20 protein-coding genes are annotated in these 20,605 nt (G+C 40.6%); all 20 read right to left on the bottom strand.

What is annotated here, in order from left to right; all coding sequences use genetic code 11:
• Positions 1 to 3 precede the first annotated feature (3 nt).
• On the bottom strand, positions 4 to 687 hold the full coding sequence (locus tag ACXIUD_RS03120) for a metal-dependent hydrolase (protein WP_458051154.1): 684 nt from the start codon (positions 685 to 687) through the stop codon (positions 4 to 6).
• A 366-nt stretch (positions 688 to 1,053) separates the two neighbouring features.
• On the bottom strand, positions 1,054 to 2,853 hold the full coding sequence (gene yidC, locus ACXIUD_RS03115; RefSeq protein ID WP_458051153.1) for a membrane protein insertase YidC: 1,800 nt from the start codon (positions 2,851 to 2,853) through the stop codon (positions 1,054 to 1,056).
• Between the two features lie 91 nt (positions 2,854 to 2,944).
• Positions 2,945 to 4,564: a CTP synthase gene (locus tag ACXIUD_RS03110; protein WP_458051152.1), complete on the bottom strand. Its 1,620-nt coding sequence runs from the start codon at positions 4,562 to 4,564 to the stop codon at positions 2,945 to 2,947.
• A gap of 455 nt (positions 4,565 to 5,019) precedes the next feature.
• A complete protein-coding gene (locus ACXIUD_RS03105) occupies positions 5,020 to 5,229 on the bottom strand; it encodes a helix-turn-helix domain-containing protein (RefSeq protein ID WP_458051151.1) in 210 nt (69 codons plus the stop codon).
• Between the two features lie 3 nt (positions 5,230 to 5,232).
• On the bottom strand, positions 5,233 to 5,793 hold the full coding sequence (locus tag ACXIUD_RS03100; RefSeq protein ID WP_458051150.1) for a DUF2975 domain-containing protein: 561 nt from the start codon (positions 5,791 to 5,793) through the stop codon (positions 5,233 to 5,235).
• Positions 5,794 to 6,150: 357 nt separating this feature from the next.
• Positions 6,151 to 6,615, bottom strand: a complete 465-nt coding sequence (locus ACXIUD_RS03095) for an RES family NAD+ phosphorylase (protein WP_458051149.1) — start codon at positions 6,613 to 6,615, stop codon at positions 6,151 to 6,153.
• Positions 6,615 to 7,097, bottom strand: a complete 483-nt coding sequence (gene parS, locus ACXIUD_RS03090; RefSeq protein ID WP_458051148.1) for a type II RES/Xre toxin-antitoxin system antitoxin — start codon at positions 7,095 to 7,097, stop codon at positions 6,615 to 6,617. The genes ACXIUD_RS03095 and parS overlap by 1 nt, the downstream gene beginning before the upstream one ends.
• A gap of 90 nt (positions 7,098 to 7,187) precedes the next feature.
• Complete coding sequence (locus ACXIUD_RS03085) at positions 7,188 to 7,508, bottom strand: nucleotidyltransferase domain-containing protein (protein WP_458051147.1); 321 nt, start codon at positions 7,506 to 7,508, stop codon at positions 7,188 to 7,190.
• A complete protein-coding gene (locus tag ACXIUD_RS03080) occupies positions 7,498 to 7,791 on the bottom strand; it encodes an HI0074 family nucleotidyltransferase substrate-binding subunit (protein ID WP_458051193.1) in 294 nt (97 codons plus the stop codon). Before ACXIUD_RS03080 ends, ACXIUD_RS03085 begins: the two co-directional genes overlap by 11 nt.
• A 12-nt stretch (positions 7,792 to 7,803) precedes the next feature.
• Positions 7,804 to 7,956, bottom strand: a complete 153-nt coding sequence (locus tag ACXIUD_RS03075) for a hypothetical protein (RefSeq protein ID WP_458051146.1) — start codon at positions 7,954 to 7,956, stop codon at positions 7,804 to 7,806.
• Positions 7,957 to 8,497: 541 nt separating this feature from the next.
• Positions 8,498 to 8,965 (bottom strand): hypothetical protein, encoded by a 468-nt coding sequence (locus tag ACXIUD_RS03070; protein ID WP_458051145.1) that lies wholly within the window; start codon positions 8,963 to 8,965, stop codon positions 8,498 to 8,500.
• A gap of 349 nt (positions 8,966 to 9,314) precedes the next feature.
• A complete protein-coding gene (locus ACXIUD_RS03065; protein ID WP_458051144.1) occupies positions 9,315 to 11,945 on the bottom strand; it encodes a valine--tRNA ligase in 2,631 nt (876 codons plus the stop codon).
• Between the two features lie 74 nt (positions 11,946 to 12,019).
• The gene (locus ACXIUD_RS03060) at positions 12,020 to 13,522 is read right to left on the bottom strand and encodes a glycoside hydrolase family 3 protein (RefSeq protein WP_458051143.1); all 1,503 of its coding nucleotides are present in this window, start codon (positions 13,520 to 13,522) and stop codon (positions 12,020 to 12,022) included.
• Positions 13,523 to 13,538: 16 nt separating this feature from the next.
• A complete protein-coding gene (locus ACXIUD_RS03055; RefSeq protein WP_458051142.1) occupies positions 13,539 to 14,816 on the bottom strand; it encodes an MFS transporter in 1,278 nt (425 codons plus the stop codon).
• The gene (locus ACXIUD_RS03050; RefSeq protein ID WP_458051141.1) at positions 14,813 to 15,292 is read right to left on the bottom strand and encodes a GNAT family N-acetyltransferase; all 480 of its coding nucleotides are present in this window, start codon (positions 15,290 to 15,292) and stop codon (positions 14,813 to 14,815) included. Before ACXIUD_RS03050 ends, ACXIUD_RS03055 begins: the two co-directional genes overlap by 4 nt.
• A 4-nt stretch (positions 15,293 to 15,296) precedes the next feature.
• Positions 15,297 to 16,958, bottom strand: a complete 1,662-nt coding sequence (locus ACXIUD_RS03045) for a glycoside hydrolase family 10 protein (protein ID WP_458051140.1) — start codon at positions 16,956 to 16,958, stop codon at positions 15,297 to 15,299.
• A 17-nt stretch (positions 16,959 to 16,975) separates the two neighbouring features.
• The gene (locus tag ACXIUD_RS03040; protein WP_458051139.1) at positions 16,976 to 17,632 is read right to left on the bottom strand and encodes an N-acetylmuramoyl-L-alanine amidase; all 657 of its coding nucleotides are present in this window, start codon (positions 17,630 to 17,632) and stop codon (positions 16,976 to 16,978) included.
• A 45-nt stretch (positions 17,633 to 17,677) separates the two neighbouring features.
• Complete coding sequence (locus ACXIUD_RS03035) at positions 17,678 to 18,697, bottom strand: metallophosphoesterase family protein (protein WP_458051138.1); 1,020 nt, start codon at positions 18,695 to 18,697, stop codon at positions 17,678 to 17,680.
• Positions 18,697 to 19,161 (bottom strand): hypothetical protein, encoded by a 465-nt coding sequence (locus tag ACXIUD_RS03030; RefSeq protein WP_458051137.1) that lies wholly within the window; start codon positions 19,159 to 19,161, stop codon positions 18,697 to 18,699. Before ACXIUD_RS03030 ends, ACXIUD_RS03035 begins: the two co-directional genes overlap by 1 nt.
• Positions 19,162 to 19,173: 12 nt before the next feature.
• Positions 19,174 to 20,601: a SusD/RagB family nutrient-binding outer membrane lipoprotein gene (locus tag ACXIUD_RS03025; protein WP_458051136.1), complete on the bottom strand. Its 1,428-nt coding sequence runs from the start codon at positions 20,599 to 20,601 to the stop codon at positions 19,174 to 19,176.
• Positions 20,602 to 20,605: the final 4 nt, after the last annotated feature.

The following is a 20,605-nucleotide window of genomic DNA, read 5'->3' as shown; positions in this document are numbered from 1 at the left end:
TATTTAAAGCTTGATAGTTTCTCCAATATTAAGCAAAATCAATTCTTTACCTGCTTTTGCTGCTGTTTTTTTTGCTTTTTCTAGGTCAATCTCGATATAAGGGAAAGTGTCAAAGTGCATTCCCACGATCTTTTTAACGCCAACGAAATCAGCTGCGATGATAGCATCCTCTATTCCCATGGTAAAATTATCACCAATAGGTAGTATGGCAAAGTCCAATTTGAATGACTCTCCAATCAATTTCATATCATAGGTCAAGGCTGTGTCTCCTGCATAATAGAAAGCACCTCCTTCATGTTTGACGACAAATCCGCCAGGATTTCCTCCGGAAGCTCCATCTGGCAAGGTACTGCTATGTACAGCAGTGACATATTTTACCGTACCAAAGTCAAAGGTCTTGCTACCTCCATGATTCATAGGATGATACTTCTCAACACCTTTTTGTGCAAACCATACTGCTATCTCATAATTGGATACAAGGGTAGCATTGTTTGCTTTAGTGATTTTTTCTGCATCTGCCACATGATCTTCGTGACCATGGCTGAGCAACACGTAATCAGCACGGAGTTCATCCACATTGATATGCGATGCTTTGGCATTGGGGCTTATAAATGGGTCGAAGAGAATTTTTTTGTCCTGAATTCCTACCAAAAAGGAAGAATGTCCTAAAAAGGTTAATTCAATCATGGCTTGAGGTGTTAACAGTTTTCGTAATACAAATATATCAATATTATCGTTGGTTCAATTGAATTGTTTTCCACAGTAAAATGTGGATAGCTTTTAAAATAGTTATTATGAACTCTTTAAAGTACGAATCCTGTAATGAATCGTTGGGAATTTATTCTTTCAAAGAAGTAAGAGGAGTCAAAAAAAATGCGGTAGGATATCCCACCGCATTTCAGTTAATTTTTGTGGAAATCAAGTTAATAGACCAGCTGCCATGCAAGACAATCTCACTAGTACCTCAAATCCACAGTTGACCGTCGACTTTGGTCATCTATCGGCTACAATTACAACTATTTCCATTAAAGCAACCAATAGAAACTAATTCTATTACTTCTTCTTTTTCGCTTCCGCTGCCTTCATGGCATCTTCCAAACGCTGTTGGAACTTGGACTTCTTCTTATTGACATTGTTTTTGCTGTACTCATCAATTTTCTGTCTGATTTTAGTATCATCCACAAAAGCTTTGATCAAAGCCTGCTGACCGAAAGTTACCATATTGGAAACAAAGTAGTAGAAACTTAACGCTGCAGGGAAAGAGTTCAACACAAACATGAAGACCACAGGCATGATATATCCAATATTTTTCATAGGGCCTGTCTGCGCAGTCAATTGATTATTGAAATGCGTGTAAGCAATCTGCGAGATGGTCATCAAGATAGTAAACAAACTCACATGTGCACCATAGAAAGGAATGGTGAACGGTAAGTAGAAAATTGCGTCGTAAGTAGAAAGGTCATTGGCCCATAAAAACGACTCCTGTCTCAATTCAATAGAATTAGGGAAGAAGAAGAACATGGCAAACAAGAATGGCATCTGAAGCAACATCGGCAAACAACCTGAAATCGGGCTTACACCGAGCTGACTGAACAGCTTCATTTGCTCTTGTTGCATTTTTGTAGGATCGTCACCATACTTTTCCTTCAGTTCATCAATCTCAGGCTTGATTAAGCGCATTTTTGCCATCCCCACGTATGATTTATAGGTCAATGGGAAAAGGACTAGTTTGATAATCAATACAATCAAAACAATGATAATCCCGTAATTGCTGAAGTATTTCTCCAAAAACTGGAACAAGTTCACAATAATGTATTTATTGACCCAGCTCACGAAAAAGTAACCCATATCCACGTTTTTCTCAAAACCAGGAGTAATGGTCTTCAATAAGTTGTAATTATTTGGCCCAAAGAAATAGCTCATTGAGGCTTTGCCATCTGCCAAAGGCAATAAGATATCAGCCTTCACATTTTTAATGGAAAGCGTGTCTTTAGGAGTCACCTGTAATACGCTTCCTCTGGTGAAAGCATTGTCAGCAATGATGGCAGAAGTAAAGAAACGTTGGGAGAAACTCACCCATTTCAAAGGCTCCTCTATACTATCCTCTGCTCTTTCCGAGGTCAAACTCAAGTAATCATGACTACCTGCAGCAGTGAAGAAGTTTACATTAGTTTTTCTTCTGGATTCCTCGATATCCGCTTCCTGACGGATAAGACGATCATCCCATAATATCTGTACTTCATTGTTGCGCAATGCATTACCCAAACCTTTTAATTCCAAATTCTTCTCCAAGACATAACCGGAAGCCGGTAAGGTATAGGTACGTACGATTTGGGCAGAACCAGACTGTGCGATAAAGGTCATCACTTGCGCCTGTGATCCATCTTCTAATTGCGAAGTGGCTGAAATAGGAGAGAAGAAAAGCTGATTTAAGCTGATGGTACCTTTATCCGTTTCCAAATTAAAGCTAAGGTCAGAACTTTCTTCATCTAAAATCACCAAGGGACGCTGATCCCAGGTTTTAAATTCTTTCAACGTGACTTTGGCAATCTCTGCACCTTGAGTAGTGAATTCTACGATTAAGTGTTCGTTCTCCATGATGACAGTTTCTGCTGTACCTTTAGTCATAGGGCCGAAAATCCCAAATTGCTGAATGGCCAACATGTCCTGAATGCTGTCAGGCTGTGCAATTGGAGCAACTTCCAGGGAAGCAGTTTCTTCTACTATAGCTACCTGCTGTTCGGTAGTTACTGCTTCTTCCACAAGAGATTCTGGTCCTTGCGCAAAGAAAAACGAATAGACCAACAACACGGCCGCGAATAGGATCAGTCCTGTCGCTTGATTTTTATCCATAATTTTAAAGTTAACTCCTTAATCAAAAGAATAGGTAATGCCCAAATTTGGCGAGCATTACCTTTCAATAGAAGGAATATGTTAATGACTCTTATTTCAACTTTTTGTTCTCAATAGCGGCATTGATAAATCTCACAAATAAAGGGTGAGGGTTTAATACCGTGCTTTTATATTCTGGGTGAAACTGTGTACCTACAAACCAAGGATGGTCTTTCAATTCTACAATTTCCACCAATTGGGTTTCTGGATTGATACCAGAAGGAATCATTCCTTTTTCCTGCATGGTTTTTAGATAAGTGTTGTTAAACTCATATCTATGTCTGTGTCTTTCGGAAATTTTTGTTTTTCCGTAAGCTTGCGCAGCCTTGCTTCCTTTTTTCAATTCACAAGGATACGAACCCAAACGCATGGTACCACCCATTTGTTGGATGTTTTTCTGATCCTGCATCATATCGATGACTGGATGAGGGGTTGCAGCGTCCATTTCTGTACTGTTTGCTTGGGACAATCCCAATACATTACGTGCAAATTCAATCACGGCAACTTGCATACCCAAGCATATTCCGAAGAAAGGTAGCTTGTTTTCGCGTGCAAATTTAACAGTTTCTATCTTACCTTCAAGCCCTCTTTCACCAAATCCTGGTGCAACCAAGATTCCATCTAAGTCATGCAGCCGTTCACGCACGGTTTCAGGTTGTAATTCTTCGGAGGAAATCAACTTTAAACGCACCTTGCACTCAGCCGCTGCACCTGCATGTATAAAGGCTTCAATAATGGATTTATAAGCATCTGGAAGGCTGACATATTTTCCTATCAGTCCAATATTGACTTCCTGAGTAGGGTTTTTGAGTTTGCCTAAAAACGCCTTCCACTGATCTAAGTCCGTATTGGTTTTGGAGCTTAATTTTAGTTTGGTCATCACCCGCTCGTCCAACTTCTCTTTTTTCATCAACAAAGGAACATCGTAGATGGTCTCTGCATCCATGGCCTCGATGACACTATTCAACTGTACATTGCAAAAGAGAGCCAATTTTTTCTTTACATCCATCGGTAGGGGATGCTCCGTTCTACAAACCAAGATATCTGGCTGAATACCCGCTTCCAGTAATTGCTTTACCGAATGTTGGGTTGGCTTGGTCTTTAACTCTTTGGCTGCTGCCAAATAAGGGATAAGAGTCAAATGGATCACCAAGAAGTTGTTTGCGCCTAAGTCCCATTTGGCTTGTCTCACAGCCTCAATAAATGGAAGAGATTCGATATCACCTACACAACCGCCAATTTCTGTAATGATCACATCAAATGCATCATCATGTCCGAGTTTGAAAAAGTTTCGCTTGATTTCGTCGGTGATATGTGGGATTACCTGTACGGTTTTTCCTAAATATTCTCCTTTACGCTCCTTGGTGATGACGTTGTTGTAGATTCTTCCCGTCGTCACATTGTTTGCTTGGGAAGTTGGGTGATTGAGGAATCGCTCATAATGCCCTAAGTCTAGGTCTGTTTCCGCACCGTCTTCGGTCACATAACATTCCCCATGTTCGTAGGGATTGAGCGTACCTGGATCAATGTTAAGGTAAGGATCAAATTTCTGGATAGTCACTCGGAAGCCTCTTGACTGTAGTAATTTAGCCAAAGAAGCGGCAATGATACCTTTTCCTAGTGAAGATGTAACACCTCCGGTAATAAAGATGTATTTGGTGGATGACGCCATAAGAAGGGTGGGTAGTGTTTTTTTGCTGGAATTCTTATGGGATTCAAAGGTAGGTATATGTTTCGACTAATCAAAAGGTAATTGCTCGCGGAAAGCGCAGAAGCCACGCAAGGGAGTTTTTTTCGCCACTAATGGTACGAATTTACACGAATTATAAGTTTGATAGGTGTGCTAATTGAAGATGTATTTTTGTCTGTTGTCATCTTTATGTTCTGATAGGGTAATGATACTGGTAACTATTAAGTTGTAGCCCTATGAGGATTGTCTTTATTAGTCCCATGGTAGCTACCAAGAAGAGGCAAAATTATGTTTGGTTGCCTGAGGAAAGTTTTTTTAAGAGGGGTTATTTTATGAAAGATAATTCTTTGGATGACATCTTTTGGGTGTTTTCAAACCAAAGATTAAATTTTGGAACAAGCTACTTTCTTTGTGTGGAAAAAGAGCATCGCTTATTTTTATTCTTCATCCCTAAACTCTAAAATATCTCCTGGTTGACAATCTAATGCCTTGCAGATAGCTTCTAAGGTGCTGAAGCGAACAGCTTTGGCTTTACCTGTTTTTAAGATTGATAGGTTGGAGAGCGTAAGGTCTACTTTTTCGGAAAGCTCGTTAAGGGACATCTTTCGCTTGGCCATCATCACATCTAAATTTACGATTATTGGCATGGGTTAGACGGTTAGCTCGTTTTCGGTTTGGATTTCAACACCTCGCTTGAAAACTTGGGCAATGGCAAGAATTAAAAGCCCCATAAAGATAAATTCCAAAGGACCTCCGTTTTGAGCAGCTATGGGATGTACAACAAAGCCTCTTTTAAGAAGCCAGCTAACAGTTCCAGAGGTAATAATGATAAGAAATCCAATCTGAATAGCAACAGCTCCCATGTTTGTAATAAGGTTAACCACTTTAATACTGAATGGATGTTGAAGATCAATGGTCATAAATACCCTGATCATAAGGTAGAAAAGGTAAGCTTTCAAACATGCGATGCTGATGATTAGGCTGAGTAATCCTACATAATACCACATATTTTCCTGCATCAAACTATATAAATTAAATCCTTCGTAAAGATCCTGAGCGATATCTGCTTTGAACAAGCTCGAGATTGCCAAAAATGTTAATGTTCCAGCCTTTATGCATAATCCAATAAATACCGACCAGATAATTACCGTTGTGAGCATCAACTTCGGTTGATTTACCCATTTTTCTTTCCATGTATTTGAAGTGTTCATGATGTTGATGTTTAGTATTGCAAACATCAATAAAAATTTATTGAAAAACAATAAAAAAATATTGAAATGGATAAAAATTTTCAAGATAACAGTCCACACTCTGCAGTCGACCGTTGGCGCAATTGGTAATTAGTGGCGGTTCGAGACTGAATAGATTACAGTTTTTATAATAAGCTACCTAAAAATCGTGTGTTCTCTTTTAGGCAGTGAAAAATTTCAGTAGTCTTTTTACCTTACGACGACGCCATACTTGGTACTTGGTACATGGTACATGGTACAATTCAAAATACTGAAATTTGCTGAACATTCCTTCACTTATAAAATTGCGACTTTGTACCCTTGCGTGAACCAATACTTCTACCTTAATCGCTCATCAAACCCAAATGCTCTTGAAGTAACTACTGAGATCAATTTTGCATCTGGATGGGAGGGGTTGAGGAGGTAATTGAATTCCTCCGGGATGATGCTGGATGGAACCCGCAATACTGCACTTGCTTGGCTTTGGATAAAATCATCTCCAATGAGCTGGGTAAGTAATTGAGGTGGCTTGGCATCCCAATCATAGGGGAGGTACTCCGGTGAAAGTGTGCTGATAACCACTGAATCAGGAATTTCTATGGTAACTAACACACGGTCTTTTGGGAAATCAGTTGCTAAATCCATATGAACAGCCACTTCCAAAGATGCAAGCGCTCGTGATTCTGAAGTGTACACCATAAAAGTATTCAGACTGTTCCAGCGGAAACCTTTTGATTTGGAAGCGCCGATACCTTTAAGGGTGTCAGGGAGATACTTTCTCCGCTCTATCCTAAATACCAACATCAGGCAAGATTCCCATATTCTAAGCGATGCAAACAATTACGAACTTCTTCTATGCCGGTAACAGAATCGAAAAGACTCTCAGGGCTTACGCCTCCCAAAGATATATTCGGCTTTTTGAGCCAAGATAAAAAATCATTCACTTCACCATTAAAAGTATCCACCCCCAAGTCCATCAATTCTGAAAGAACTAGAATCAATTCGCTGTCTCGACTGCTCAACTTTTCTTGGTCTTTTTTCTTTTTATTGTAAGTGGTCTGTGGAATATCCATGACCATTAGGACATTCTTGATAGGCATTTTGTAGGTGACAGCTACTTTTTCAATAGCATCAAAGGGCAAACCTTCTCTAATCAACTCCACACGCTCAGCATTGGACTTCCATTCGATCTTTTTTTCGGATAGATCCATTGTATAGGAAGGATTGGAGCTAAGCTTAGCTGCTTTGAGGGTATCCTGACTTGGCTTAAATGCAATGGTTTTCATAGCAGTCTATTTGCTACCAATGTACAACAATTTTGCTATATAAAAAAATTATCATCAAAAAAAGAATCTTCCGCGATTTTATTCAAAAACTTACTTTTCAAAAAAGACATTTCCAACCCTTTTAATATGGTCTAGAAAATCAGGGTTCCTCAAGTGTGAAAAAATTGAAATATCAAATGTGTAGGGAAGAAATAGTTCATCGAGGTCTTCTTCAATAGCGAAAAGTGTATCTAATGTAACATCAGAACCGATCAACGTTAGGTCAATATCAGAACCAGTTCTATAATTACCCATGGCTCTAGAGCCATAAGCTATCACTTTTTCTACTTCGAGATATTTTCCAAACACCGAATTAATCTTTTCCAGTGTTGTATGGGAGAGGCCAAATTTTTCAAGCTCTTTAGTTTTCATGGTTTAAGGTGTCCATTTTCGAATTAAATCCTTGAAATTCCTGAATATAATCTTCGATGATCTTAAAAAAAATAGCATCAGCTGTTTCCTCATTGTAGGTATGAGAAGTCTTACTTCGACTTTTGATCATATCCATCCAAATGTCTCCGTTGGTAATCAATCCTGCTGAAAAGGCAGCTCTTGTAGCATCTTTGGAACCAAAGATGTTGGTATTTCCAGCAGCTACTAAAAAATCCTTCATAACATTCCAAGTTAATTCGTGCGTATACTCAAAACGTTGGATAAGTCCTCCTTTTTAAATATGGTCTAAAAATGAGTCTTTGGCTATACTTCCGTCATCACTGGTATGGTAGTCTTCTTTAATCCTCGAAACTGCTTCATCAAGTTTAGCTAAAGCCTTTTTATAATTACTTAATCGGTGAATCCAGCGAATATCTTTTGATTCCATCGTATTTACCTTGAATAATGACAAGTTAAAGATTTCACCCCATCTTCCCAAAAAAGAAAAAGTAAAGGACAAGATCGTTTAATCTGACGTATCCTTTACAATTTCTCCGAGCCTATATGCCTTTCTCAAACCTCAGCGCCACACACCTCTGCTGATATCGTGTATTATCTATGCCTCGAAGATACTGGGCCTACTGGCCCTATGTTTGCATTTTAAATCATAGTAACTTTGCCCCTGACACTTATTTGTTTTATTGAATCTAATTTTCAATCGAAATCAGATTCTTTTAATTTATGCGAATTTCCTTTAGGGGCGATAGTCCTGCATTCTTCGTAGAAAAATCAAGCATTGTTAGTCTCTTAAGGGGCGGGAGTTCTGAAATATAATGGCTAATCGTTAGACGGTCAGAGGCTAATAGACATGGGGCTTTTCAAAGCTTTTCGCTGTTAGTTTACGACAAATGTGGACATGAAAAACCAAGCTTTCGGAAACCACTAACCTTTCAATTTTTCTTAGGTGCTATTTAGGATGTTTTTATTATTTATTCTGCCAAGTCTCTAGATTCCATTTGTCCATGTTCTTCAAGCTTTCTAATCTTATTTTCAAGTTGGTCATGGTTGCGGTCAAAGAAGAGTTTGAAACAATCCTTCACTAAATTCTTGTCTTCAGTCAGGTAAATCTCAAGCCATCTAATGGTTTTAGGGTTTCCTAGTCCGAAAAATCCTTTTTTTTCTTTTGGATAAATGTAGCCGACTAAATACCCATAGCTATTTCTATCACCACCCATTGAAACCCAAAAGTCTTTACCAGATTTCAAGTCTTTAACGGACATTGTCGGAGAACAGCCTGATTGAATTTTTTGAAAACTATCAAGTTGCTCCATCCATGGAAATTTCTCAAACTCGTTAATGAAATCATTATATTCTATCTGTCCTTTTTGGTCAGCTTGACTAAAATCGTAACCTGTCAACTGTACGTTCCATGTAAATTTATCTTGTACTGCTGTCATACTTTCTATGTTATTAATTTAACAAGATAAGAGTTCCGCAGTCAACTTGAATAATATAGTTAATGGTCTTGTCATTTTAAATATGCTACAACAATTGGCTAATCATATGCCTTACGACGTAGTCAAGACTTCACCGATAGTCGCTTGTATTGATATCGAGTTTAATTTACGCTACGAAGATATCGGGGCTAACGCCCCTTAAGGTGTCTACCCATAGATTCAAGAGGACTATATAACCTACCTTAGTTCATTTTTTTCAACTTCTCCACCAAATCAGGTCTATCAGTCAATTCTAATATCCATTAATATCCAATATCAATCAACATCTACTAATATCCATTAATATCCCTCAGGACAACTTACTCAACGCCTCCTCCAAAGCCTTTATCTTCGCCTCTGCGTCTGCCTGTTTTTTCTTTTCATTGGCAACTACCGCTTCAGGGGCTCCAGCTACAAAGCGCTCATTACTTAGTTTTTTGATGACAGACTGAAGGAATCCTTTCGTGTACGCTAACTCCTTAGTGATGTTTTCACGTTCTTCTTCCACATTAACCTGACCTGCCATCGGAATAAAGCATTCATCAGCCTTAACAACAAAGCTGACGGCATTTTCCAAGGAGGAGCCAAAAGATACCGAGTTCAGATTGGCCAACTTCTTCAAGACCGCTTCAAATCGATGGTATAACTCCGCTTGTTCAGTTTTGATGGTGAGGTCAAATGCCTCTTTTGGAGAGATCCCTTTGGAAGCTCGGATGTTTCTGATTTGGGAAACAACCTCGAATATTTGGGATGCTTCGGTAATAGTTAATTCATTGAAACTCGCAGGTCTTGGCCAAGTAGCCACGATCAGGGAATCTTCTACCAAACGCTCCTTGATTTGATGCCAAAGTTCCTCTGTCAAGAAAGGCATAAATGGATGCAAGACCTTTAGGATATGTTCGAAAAACTCGATAGTCTTTGCATGCGTTGCAGGATCAATCGGTGCCTGATAGGCAGGCTTAATCATCTCCAAATACCAAGAACAGAAATCATCCCAAATCAGCTTATAGGTTGCCATCAAAGCATCAGAAATTCTGAACTTGTTGAAATGATCTTCAATCTCGGCTAAAGCCTGATTGAAGCGATTTTCAAACCACGTAATAGAGGCTAGGTTAGCTTCTCCACTCAATGAAGGATCGATTTCCCAACCTTGAACCAATCGGTAAGCATTCCAGATTTTGTTCGCAAAGTTTCTACCTTGCTCCACCAGTTTCTCATCGAATGGAAGGTCATTTCCGGCAGGAGAGGAGAATAGCATTCCTACACGTACTCCATCCGCGCCATAGTTCTGAATCAATTCCAATGGATCAGGGGAATTACCTAAAGACTTGGACATTTTTCTACCCAATTTATCCCGTACAATTCCCGTGAGGTACACATTTTTAAAAGGCTTTTCACCTAGGTATTCATAGCCTGCAATGATCATTCGGGCAACCCAGAAGAATAGAATCTCAGGCGCTGTCACCAAGTCATTGGTAGGATAGTAGTATTTTAAATCTTCATTGGGCTTGCCCGAGGTGAAGACCTCTGAATCAAAGACAGATATTGGCCATAACCAAGAGGAAAACCAAGTGTCCAATACATCTTCGTCTTGGATCAGATCTTCTAGGCTGTAGCTAGCTTCAAACTGAGCATTTGCTTGCGCCAAAGCTTCTTCCTTGGTTTTGGCAACTACATATTCCCCGTTAGGTAGATAGTAGGCTGGAATCTGATGGCCCCACCACAATTGACGGGAGATACACCAATCACGCACATTTTCCATCCAAGAACGGTACATGTTTTTAAACTTCGGTGGATGCAATTGGATAATGTCATCCATCACTGAGCTCAAAGCAGGCTTGGTGATGTCTTCCATCTTCAAAAACCACTGCAAAGATAGCTTCGGTTCTACCACGGCATTGGTTCGCTCAGAGTGTCCTACATTGGACTTATACTCCTCGATTTTGTCCAACTGACCAGCTTCATCCAAGAGTTTGCCGATTTTTTTACGAGCAATGAATCGGTCTTCACCTACCAAAATCTGGGCTTTTGCATTCAAGGTTCCATCGTCATTCAGAATGTCGATTACCTCCAATTTATGTTTAATACCCAGCTCATAATCATTCACATCGTGGGCAGGGGTTACTTTCAGACAGCCGGTACCGAATTCCATATCCACATAGTCATCTTCAATAATTGGGATGGCTCGGTTGATCAATGGGATAATGGCTTTTTTTCCTTTCAGATGAGTAAACCTCGGGTCATTTGGATTAATACAGATCGCTACGTCCGCCATGATGGTTTCTGGTCGTGTAGTAGCAATAGTCAAGAAATCCTCCGTTCCTTCGATTTGATAGCGGATGTAGTACAGTTTGGACTGTATCTCCTTCATGATTACTTCATCATCCGAAAGGGCAGTTTTACCTTGAGGGTCCCAATTGACCATGCGGATACCTCGATAGATCTTTCCTTTTTTGTGAAGGTCCACAAATACGGAAAGGACTGCATCGCTCAGGTCAACATCCATGGTGAACTTGGTTCTATCCCAATCGCAGGAAGCCCCCAGTTTTTTCAATTGCTCCAGGATAATGCCTCCATACTTCTCTTTCCATTCCCAAGCATATTTCAAGAAGTCTTCTCTGGATAGGGATTTTTTATCAATTCCCATGTCTTTGAGCATGGCTACTACTTTTGCTTCTGTTGCAATAGAGGCATGGTCAGTTCCAGGTACCCAGCAGGCGTTTTTGCCTTCCATACGGGCCTTACGGACCAATACATCCTGAATGGTATTGTTGAGCATATGTCCCATGTGCAATACCCCCGTGACATTTGGAGGAGGAATGACGATAGTGTATGCTTCTTTACTGTGATCCACTTGGGAGGAGAAAAATTTGTGCTCCATCCAGTATTGATACCATTTTGCCTCAACGGCTTCAGGTGTATATTTTGTAGCTAATGACATTTGAAAGAGGATTGTGTAAAACTCAAGGCGCAAAATTAAGAGAAAATTAGAAACGGGATAGCTTGTTTCGTTCTTTATCCCTCCAACTTCTCCAAGATAATCTCTTGATTGACTTCAAAATCATGATAGGCAACGGTAATTGATCGGAAATTTTCCCAAGCCCGGATATGTGGAATCGCTAAGGGATTCCCAAATACATACAAATCCACGGGATATGTTTCACCCAGTTGACTAAGATGTTCCAATGCAGATAAGTCCAAACCAAAATGATTCACTGGCTTTGCTGAGGGAACAAAAAGTGCCACTGCAATGATCGATTCCTTGTTCAGCTTGGGTATAAGTACTTCAACAGATTTATAAACAGGAAAATTAGCACCTGAAACAAACCTGTTTATTTTCGGCGATCCTATGCTTAAACCCACATTGGCGAGTTGCCTTCCTAATTCGTCTCGTTGGTGAATAAGTTGTGTGTAACTTCCCGCCAAGGTTTTGTTGAATTGCCTGATAGTATCAAACTCAAAGTTAGGAACAGTGACAGTTTCTTCCTTGGTGATTCCCAAGGATTGCTTCAAAGACTGTATGCGTTGAAAACTTCGTTCGATTTGATCCACATCCCCATGCTTGGCTATCAGTTGAATACCTTCGGCAATGTTTTCTGAGAAGCACAATAAATCTGTACCGGCTGCAAATGCCTCCAATTCCAATCGACCGGGTTCCGAAAACATGTCGGCGACCGCCTTCATATTCAATGCATCAGAAACGATGATGCCATCAAATCCCATTTCTCCCCTTAAGAGACCGGTAATGATTTCCTTGGAGATGGTAGCTGGAGTGTTTTTTCCTTGTGTAAGAGCAGGAACAGCCAAGTGACCAACCATGATCATTTCCACACCCGCCTGGATTCCATCAGCAAAGGGAAGTAGTTCTTCTCTCTTTAGCTCTTCTTTGCTTTTGTGAATGACTGGAAGTCCCAAATGGGAATCCACTGCGGTATCTCCATGTCCGGGGAAGTGTTTGTAGCAGGCTGTAATACCTGCTTTTTTCATTCCCTGATATGTTGCCAAGGCAAAAGCACTCACTTTTTCTCGATCAGCTCCAAAAGAACGGTATCCGATGACTGGATTGTTGGCATTGGTATTGATATCAGCGACGGGTGCAAAGTTTAAGTGAATTCCGCAGGCCTTTAAGTCCCTGCCCATACGTTCTCCATACTCTTTCAGCCAAGCAAGCTTATCCAAGGACAGCGCTCCCATAGCGATGGCAAAAGGATAGTGGGGAGTGTCCTCAATCCGCATAGCCAGTCCAAACTCTGCATCAATACTGATGAGCAGGGGTATTTTTGAGACGCTTTGATAGCGGTTAATCAAGGCTATCAATTTTTCTAAGGTGTATTCATAGCTCAATTTTTCCTGCCGCTGCTCAAAATTAGCAGCTGCGGAATGTCTGCTATGGAAAAAAGTAATTCCACCAATGCCATGTGTTTGGATGAGCCTTTCCATGGCTTGTATGTTTTCTTCGGTATCGTGTATGTAGGCAGCAGGGGTGAATAACTGCCCTATTTTTTCAAGTAAATGCATGTGTAAGTTTTGTATTTTATTCCTTCAATGCCTGCTTTTTACCAAAATCAGCTGGTATTCGAATGTATTTAACCAAGTAAATCCCCGGAATAGCAGAAATCACTACCCATAGGAAAAAATGCTCATAGCCCAACCACTCCTGAATGTAACCCGAGGCCATTCCTGGGAGCATCATTCCCAAAGCCATAAAACCTGTGGCGATGGCATAATGGGAAGTTTTGGCAGGTCCATCTGAAACATAGATCAAATACATCATAAAAGCTGCAAAGCCAAATCCATACCCTAATTGCTCAATGACGACTACTGCGCCGGCATAAAACATGGATTCCGGCTGTGCGAATGCTAGTATATAGTAGAATGTGTTGGGAACATTCAAGGCCAAAATCATGGGAAGTATCCATTTTTTTAGACCATCTCTGGAAATGACAATTCCCCCGATAATTCCTCCCAAGGTCAGTGCTATAACCCCAAAGGTTCCATAAATCCATCCAACATCTGAAGTGCTCATAGCTAGTCCACCTACTTCTCTGCCATCCAATAGAAAAGGGGAAACCATCTTGACTAATTGGGATTCGCCCAAGCGGTATAAGAGAATAAATGCCAATGCTAGCCCAATTTCCTTTTTTTGGAAAAAACTGGCAAAAACCTCCAAGAATGTTAGTGATTCCTGCTTTTGATAACCTACTTGCTTTTCTACATTGGGTGTAGTCAAAAAGTTGATGAGTGTTAGCAAGAAAATCAAGCCTGCCACCAATAACATGGTAATTGACCAAGCCTTTGAATTATCTCCGTAGTGCGTTTCCAAGTAACCCGCCAAGACTACAATTAACCCTTGTCCTGTGACGGATGCAACCCGATAAAAAGTACTTCTCAACCCGATAAAAAAGGATTGTTGGTCTTCTTTGAGCGCTAAAAGGTAAAATCCATCTGATGCGATATCATTGGTAGCCGAAGCAAAGGCGCCCATCCAAAAGAAAGCCAAACTGATGACAAAAAACTGATTGGTAGGAATCGCTAAGCCCACACCCAAAAAACAGGCTGCTAACACCAACTGCATTCCCAAAAACCATTTGCGTTTGGTGGAATAAAGATCTACTATAGGTGACCAAAATGGTTTGATTACCCATGGCAAATACAGTAAACTCGTATAAAGTCCGATATCAGCGTTATCAATTCCAAGGTTTTTGTACATAATCACAGATACCACAATGATGATCACGTAAGGTAATCCTTCGGTCATGTACAAGGGTGGTACCCAGTACCAAGGGTTATTTCGGGTTTGTTGGGTTTTCATGATTTTTTACGGATCAAATGCTGGTAGATACTGACTTCCGAGCCAGGAATCAATTGTGCACCAACGGTACTTTCATAAAATGCTGCGGGACCCACACCTCCAATAATGGCATAAGTGTAGCCCATTTCTCGCATGGCTTCCAAGCTTTTGATTAAAAGAACCTTTCCGATTCCTTTTCCCCGTTCGGATTCTTTGGTTCCTGTGGGGCCAAAGAAGTTTTTGGAAGAAGTTTCAAAACATGCGAATCCAAGAATTTCATTTCCCTGCTGTGCGATGAAGCAGTTTACCGGAAGGAAAGAAAAAGCTGTTTCAACCTCATTTTTCCAGTATTGCCCAAAGTGATCAAATACCCAATCTACCACAAAAGATTTTTCAGGTGGAATAGGTCTTCTGAAAACTACTCCCTTGGCCTGAAGCTTTTCCTCCGAGTCACGAATATCAGGCAGTTCCAATAACCGTACGAGCATGTCTTTCATAGTCTTAAGGGGTTACAGGGTTTAGCTCAAACACCATCGGTTTACTTTCCTTGCCAAATCTGTCAATGAAGCTTAGAGAAACATATTTTGAATGCACTGAACCGAGTACAGGAATGGTTTTTCTATTGGTCATATCCACATGGATTTTTCTCCATTCTACACGCTCTGTATGGTTTTCTAGGTCTGATAAATTTGCAGCGGTTTGGATAATTGCAAAGCGAATATCAGGCCCTAGCATTTCGGGGAATTCAAAGGCAAAGCCATCACCATGAGGAACCATTTGAACTTTATTGGGCTGGGTACTGGTAGATTTAGCGGATAAAGGAGCTGCGGGTAATGTAGGTCTTTGGTAGTGATTTCGCTTGATGAGTTCGGCTACATCCCGATTTTTGGTGTACATAGACTTTGCTGAGAAAAAGGCATTTCCCTGAATATTGGTTGCCAATCGTGAATAAGCGAGTTGATTGGGAACTTCCATAGGGTTTTCCCATGCCTTATCTGCATTGTCTCTAATTTTGTAGGGACCATTGCCTACATAAATATGTGTATTGTAATGGTTTTCATTCCACCAGTCTACTAAGATTCTGTGGGAAGCCAAACTGTAATCCATGCTCCAATATAATTGCGGGATTAAGTAATCAATCCAGCCGTTTTTCATCCAAAGCAAGACATCAGCAAATAATTCGTCATAGTTGGTCTGACCAGCACGGGTATTGGAACCTTTGGGATCTTTGTCCTTATTTCTCCAAACCCCAAATGGGCTGATACCAAATTGAACCCATGGTTTTTCCTGCTTGATCATTTGGCTGATATCCCGGATCAGTATATTGACATTTTCTCGTCTCCAGTCTTCCAGTTTTTGGCCTTTTTGGCCATATTTTTTAAAACTTGCTTGATCTTCAAATTTTAATCTCGGAACCTGATACGGATAGAAGTAATCATCGAAGTGAATGGCATCTATGTTGTAATTTTTGACTACTTCCCGAATGACCTCTGTCAAATGCGCACGCACTTCCGGTCTTCCCGGATCATAATAGTACTTGGTGTCGTATTTGATCATCCAATCTTTATGCTTAAAAAAGTCGTGTTCAGGACTCAATAATTTTGTATCCAAATTCATGGTGGCTCGGTAAGGATTTAACCAAGCATGAAATTCCAATCCTCTGTTATGCGCTTCCAGAATCATCCATGATAGTGGGTCTTCCGTTGTATTCGGTTTTTGGCCTTCCTTGCCTGTCAGATAGCGGGACCATGGAGCTAAGCGAGAAGGATAAAAGGCATCACCAGAAGTTCTGATTTGAACGATTACAGTGTTGAAATTAAGCGATTTGTAATAATCCAATAGCTTAATGAATTCTTCTTTTTGAACAGCAAAGGAAGCGGTGGAGGAGGTTGGCCAATCAATATTAGCAACCGTAGCAATCCATACGGCCCGCATTTCGCGCGGACTTTCAGAAATGGATATAGGCAATTGTCTATAAAACTCTCTAGGCTGAGGAGGTGTCACAGTTTTGGGAGGAAGGGGTGTTTGCGTCTGTGGCTGCCCTTGAGGACCAACAGGTCTCGAAGGTTGCGTAGTTGGGGCTTGTGAAGTTTTACAAGCCTGAACAAAGAGTAATAAGATTAGCCAATAAAAGAGTCTGGCTGTAAGCTGACGGTTTTTCATCCGATAGAGTAGCTAAATTAGGGTATACTTTTGAAGTTGTAAGGTTGGAGCTTCTTACGTAATTTTTTCATAAATCGATCTCCGGGATCTACTTTTTGAGTTAAGTAATCAGGATCGGTTTCCTTCCATAATTCACTGCCTTGAAATGCATAGTATTCATGATGCCCAATAACATATTCAAGGGAGTATTTTTTATGTAAATACTTGATTAATGCCGCATTGGCTTTGACCTGTGCTTTGGTCAGAGGAGCATCTGGACCACCAATATTTTCAATCCCGATCGCCATATAATTCAACCCAATCGTATGCCTGGCAAAAGTGGTATCTGGAAGTAATCTGAAAATAACTCCATCCCGATCTACCAAAAATTGAGCTGAAACATTCAAATTGCTGGCAGTAGTGAGTTCAGGTCTTCCGCCCAACTGCACTGGATTAAAAACATCAAAGGTAGCTTCTAATGTAGGAACAGCAGTCCAGTGCACTACCACCATTTTTGGTTGGATAATTGCCTTATCTTGGATGATTCCATGTCTTTTCTCTAAGTACTCCAAGGATAATCGTTCCCGTTCTTCATTGAAAATGATGGGTTTTTCGAATATCCGAAAGGTTTGCCCAACGAGGGTTTGGTAAGTAAAAAACAGGAATCCAAGAAGTATGTAGTGTTTATTTTTCATAAATGCAGGATTTTGGTATCAAAGATAAAAGGAAAATCGGCCCTTTTATCGGCCGATTTCTTCTTTTCTTAAGCGACGTTGATCTTCCAAGAAGTTTTCATAGTCTTGAATTCGTTCGCGCTCTAAGTTGTCTTCAGGCTCCAAGTAAGCTTCCCACTCAAAAGACAGACGTTTCCAAGTTAATTCATCACCGTTAACTTGAAATACAGTAAATCCAGGTTGATATCCTTTCCAATTACCACCCCACCATGCAGCACTTACTGATTGGCTGGTGATGTACCAAATATCATTGAAGCGATAATCTTCCGGTATATGGCTATGTCCTTGGAGTACAGCTTTGACAGTATGCCTTTCAATGATTTCCCTGAATTCTTTGGTATCCGATACCACCATATGATTCATGGCCAATAATTCAGGACTGGCATTGATTTGACCGATATTGTTGAAGGCCGCTATATGGGTTACGATGACTGTGGGCATGCCGTGGTGTTTTCCCAAATCAAAGCGTAACCACTCCAGTTGCTCTTTACCGAAGGCATGTGTTTGGCTTGGACCATGGTCAGCCTCAACTTCTAGTAAAGAGTCCATGATGATAAAGTGCCAACCTTGATGATTGAATGAATAATAACTTTGGTCCATTCCAAAAGTATCCATATACAGTTTTTTTCCTATGTCGGGATCCTCAGGGTTGGTTTTTCTCCTACTGCTTCTTCCAAAGATATCGTGGTTTCCGATGCAGTGATAAGCCGGCATGGAAAGTTTGTTTGAAATAGCCGAGAATACTTGCAATTGATCTAGATACTCTTCCTTTTCAGTGTACATACCATCAAACACTTGATCACCTCCATACAGGACAAAAGCAGGAGAGGGGCGCAGGCTATTGACCTTGTTCACACAGGCCTCAAATCCAAGGTCTCCTTTCCGCTTTCTGCGTACATGGGCATCAGTTAGGTGAAGAAATGAAAAGTCCGCTTCTGTAAAGGAATTGGCCATTCCTTTGGATGTCAGACTAAGTCCAACTCCTGAAATGGCCAATTTTTTAAGAAATGATCTTCGTTTTGTCATTACCTCACAGTCACATTTACAGTTCTGGTAACTGGGAAATTTGGAACATTTCTATTAGTTACCCTAGCTTCCATACCCAGTACTGTTCCGACAGGAACAGAAGCTGGAATAGTGTAGTTTAGCAATAGAGAATCTGTTTTTGTGATATTGGAGAAAGCAGGAGTATAAGGTCTCTCTTCTACCATGACCGGGTCTGCAGTTCCAACTTTTACCCAAAACTGAATGCGTTCGATTTCTCCTTCAGACCAAAACCTCAGATCAAAGGTACAGTTAGTACCTGCAATAGGTGCTGTCGCGGAGGCTGTTGGACTGGCCAAGGTAAAATTTGCGATCACTGGGATGTAGCCCAAATCCTCACGGATAATTTCCATCAAGGCATCCGTTGGAGCCACGTCGCAAGCGTACATGGAGCCTAGTCCAAATGCAATCAATAAGCTGCTAACATATATTTTTAACTTTTTCATAGCCGATTAATTTTAATTGTCAAACAACCATAATTTGATTCCCTGATTAGGGATTACTGGGATACAGGTATTAGTTCCTGGTTCATCATCAGCAATATTAGAACGCTGAATCCAAGGTTCACCAGGGATCTGATTGATCACAGGCTTGGCAAGACCAGGATATACATTGGTGTCATACTGATACCTTCTCATGTCATTCCATGTTTCGATTTGCAAAAACAAGGCAATGTATTTTTGAAGCATGATGTCTTTCAGTTCCAAATTAGCCGAACCTTTAGAGATTTGAGGGTCGTTGATATAAGCATTCATAGCCTCCATACCAACCCCATGTTTGGTCATACTTCCTCTGATTCCATTAAGGTAGGCATCATAGGCTGCAGCTCTATTTGTGCTGAATAGGGCTTCTGCTTTGATAAATTGTGCTTCTGCGTACGTGAGCATTTGAAGAGGAGCGATGTTTCTGCTGTGCCAAGTATTAGCGGTTAAGTTTACATTAACAGCCGGGTCATCACCCACTAATCTTCCTGGTACAACTCCAATAAATTGGTCAGGATTAGTTGAACTCATGAATAATGGAAGCCTTGGATCTACCAAACCAGCATATTGAGCAGTACCGTTCATCATATTGGTAATATAAGAAGAAGGTTGCTGTGTTTTATTGACTGGATTGCCCAAGAAACTCCACCATGGATTTTGAATATTTGCCTCGTAGACAAGGTCAAGATCCTGCGTAGGTCCGGTAAATGCTTGGTCAACGTCCGCAGCCGCAGCAGCTAATAATGTTTGGTTTTTTACGGACATTTGAAGATTATAGCGTGCCCTTAATGCAAAAGCTGCTCTTCTCCAATTTTCTAAATTACCATTGTAGATATAGTCATTTCTTACAGTTCTCAGGGTAGGCAAATTAGGCAGTGGTCTTTGCAGATCCTCAATCGCAGAATTGATCAATTGTGGAATGTGTATTTCATACAGTTCCTGCATAGGATCATAACAAGGGTTGAGAATAGCAGGGCCTTGATTGGCTTGTGTATAAGGCAAGTCACCATAAATTGCTGAGGCTGTCAGCATATTCATCGCCAAAAGTACCTTAGCAATACCACTATAATTAAAGGCACCTTGTGCTTCGGATCTTGTGATGATTTCCTGTAAACTCGGCAATGCATCTGTGTACAGGGGTCTCCACAATTGGTCAAAACCATATGGAGTGTATTGACTGATGGCTTGTCCGCCTAAATATTGCGGATACTGAGATCCAAATTGTGCTGCACCAAATTGTGCACTCGCTGTAAATCGAATAGCAGCAGGTAGTAAATTCTGAACGGTTACCTGCTCAGCTGAAATTCTCCCAGGATCCACATTTACATCTAACATATTTTCGCAAGAAGTAACTGTAAACATTGCTACTACTGCGAGACTTATATTTCTGAATAATCTTTTCATGACG

It is taken from the genome of Mongoliitalea sp. (assembly GCF_054166905.1).
Note: the sequence above shows the minus strand (reverse complement) of the source record. Positions and strands in the feature narration are given on the sequence as shown.

Coding starts and splice junctions, on each gene's coding strand:
- ACXIUD_RS03050 (WP_458051141.1), bottom strand. CDS start 15,292: ATGAAAGACATGCTCGTACGGTTATTGGAACTGCCTGATATTCGTGAC.
- ACXIUD_RS03095 (WP_458051149.1), bottom strand. CDS start 6,615: ATGTTGGTATTTAGGATAGAGCGGAGAAAGTATCTCCCTGACACCCTT.
- ACXIUD_RS03120 (WP_458051154.1), bottom strand. CDS start 687: ATGATTGAATTAACCTTTTTAGGACATTCTTCCTTTTTGGTAGGAATT.
- ACXIUD_RS03110 (WP_458051152.1), bottom strand. CDS start 4,564: ATGGCGTCATCCACCAAATACATCTTTATTACCGGAGGTGTTACATCT.
- ACXIUD_RS03065 (WP_458051144.1), bottom strand. CDS start 11,945: ATGTCATTAGCTACAAAATATACACCTGAAGCCGTTGAGGCAAAATGG.
- ACXIUD_RS03070 (WP_458051145.1), bottom strand. CDS start 8,965: ATGACAGCAGTACAAGATAAATTTACATGGAACGTACAGTTGACAGGT.
- ACXIUD_RS03030 (WP_458051137.1), bottom strand. CDS start 19,161: ATGAAAAAGTTAAAAATATATGTTAGCAGCTTATTGATTGCATTTGGA.
- ACXIUD_RS03085 (WP_458051147.1), bottom strand. CDS start 7,508: ATGAAAACTAAAGAGCTTGAAAAATTTGGCCTCTCCCATACAACACTG.
- ACXIUD_RS03040 (WP_458051139.1), bottom strand. CDS start 17,632: ATGAAAAATAAACACTACATACTTCTTGGATTCCTGTTTTTTACTTAC.
- ACXIUD_RS03075 (WP_458051146.1), bottom strand. CDS start 7,956: ATGGAATCAAAAGATATTCGCTGGATTCACCGATTAAGTAATTATAAA.
- ACXIUD_RS03055 (WP_458051142.1), bottom strand. CDS start 14,816: ATGAAAACCCAACAAACCCGAAATAACCCTTGGTACTGGGTACCACCC.
- yidC (WP_458051153.1), bottom strand. CDS start 2,853: ATGGATAAAAATCAAGCGACAGGACTGATCCTATTCGCGGCCGTGTTG.
- parS (WP_458051148.1), bottom strand. CDS start 7,097: ATGAAAACCATTGCATTTAAGCCAAGTCAGGATACCCTCAAAGCAGCT.
- ACXIUD_RS03060 (WP_458051143.1), bottom strand. CDS start 13,522: ATGCATTTACTTGAAAAAATAGGGCAGTTATTCACCCCTGCTGCCTAC.
- ACXIUD_RS03045 (WP_458051140.1), bottom strand. CDS start 16,958: ATGAAAAACCGTCAGCTTACAGCCAGACTCTTTTATTGGCTAATCTTA.
- ACXIUD_RS03105 (WP_458051151.1), bottom strand. CDS start 5,229: ATGCCAATAATCGTAAATTTAGATGTGATGATGGCCAAGCGAAAGATG.
- ACXIUD_RS03025 (WP_458051136.1), bottom strand. CDS start 20,601: ATGAAAAGATTATTCAGAAATATAAGTCTCGCAGTAGTAGCAATGTTT.
- ACXIUD_RS03035 (WP_458051138.1), bottom strand. CDS start 18,697: ATGACAAAACGAAGATCATTTCTTAAAAAATTGGCCATTTCAGGAGTT.
- ACXIUD_RS03100 (WP_458051150.1), bottom strand. CDS start 5,793: ATGAACACTTCAAATACATGGAAAGAAAAATGGGTAAATCAACCGAAG.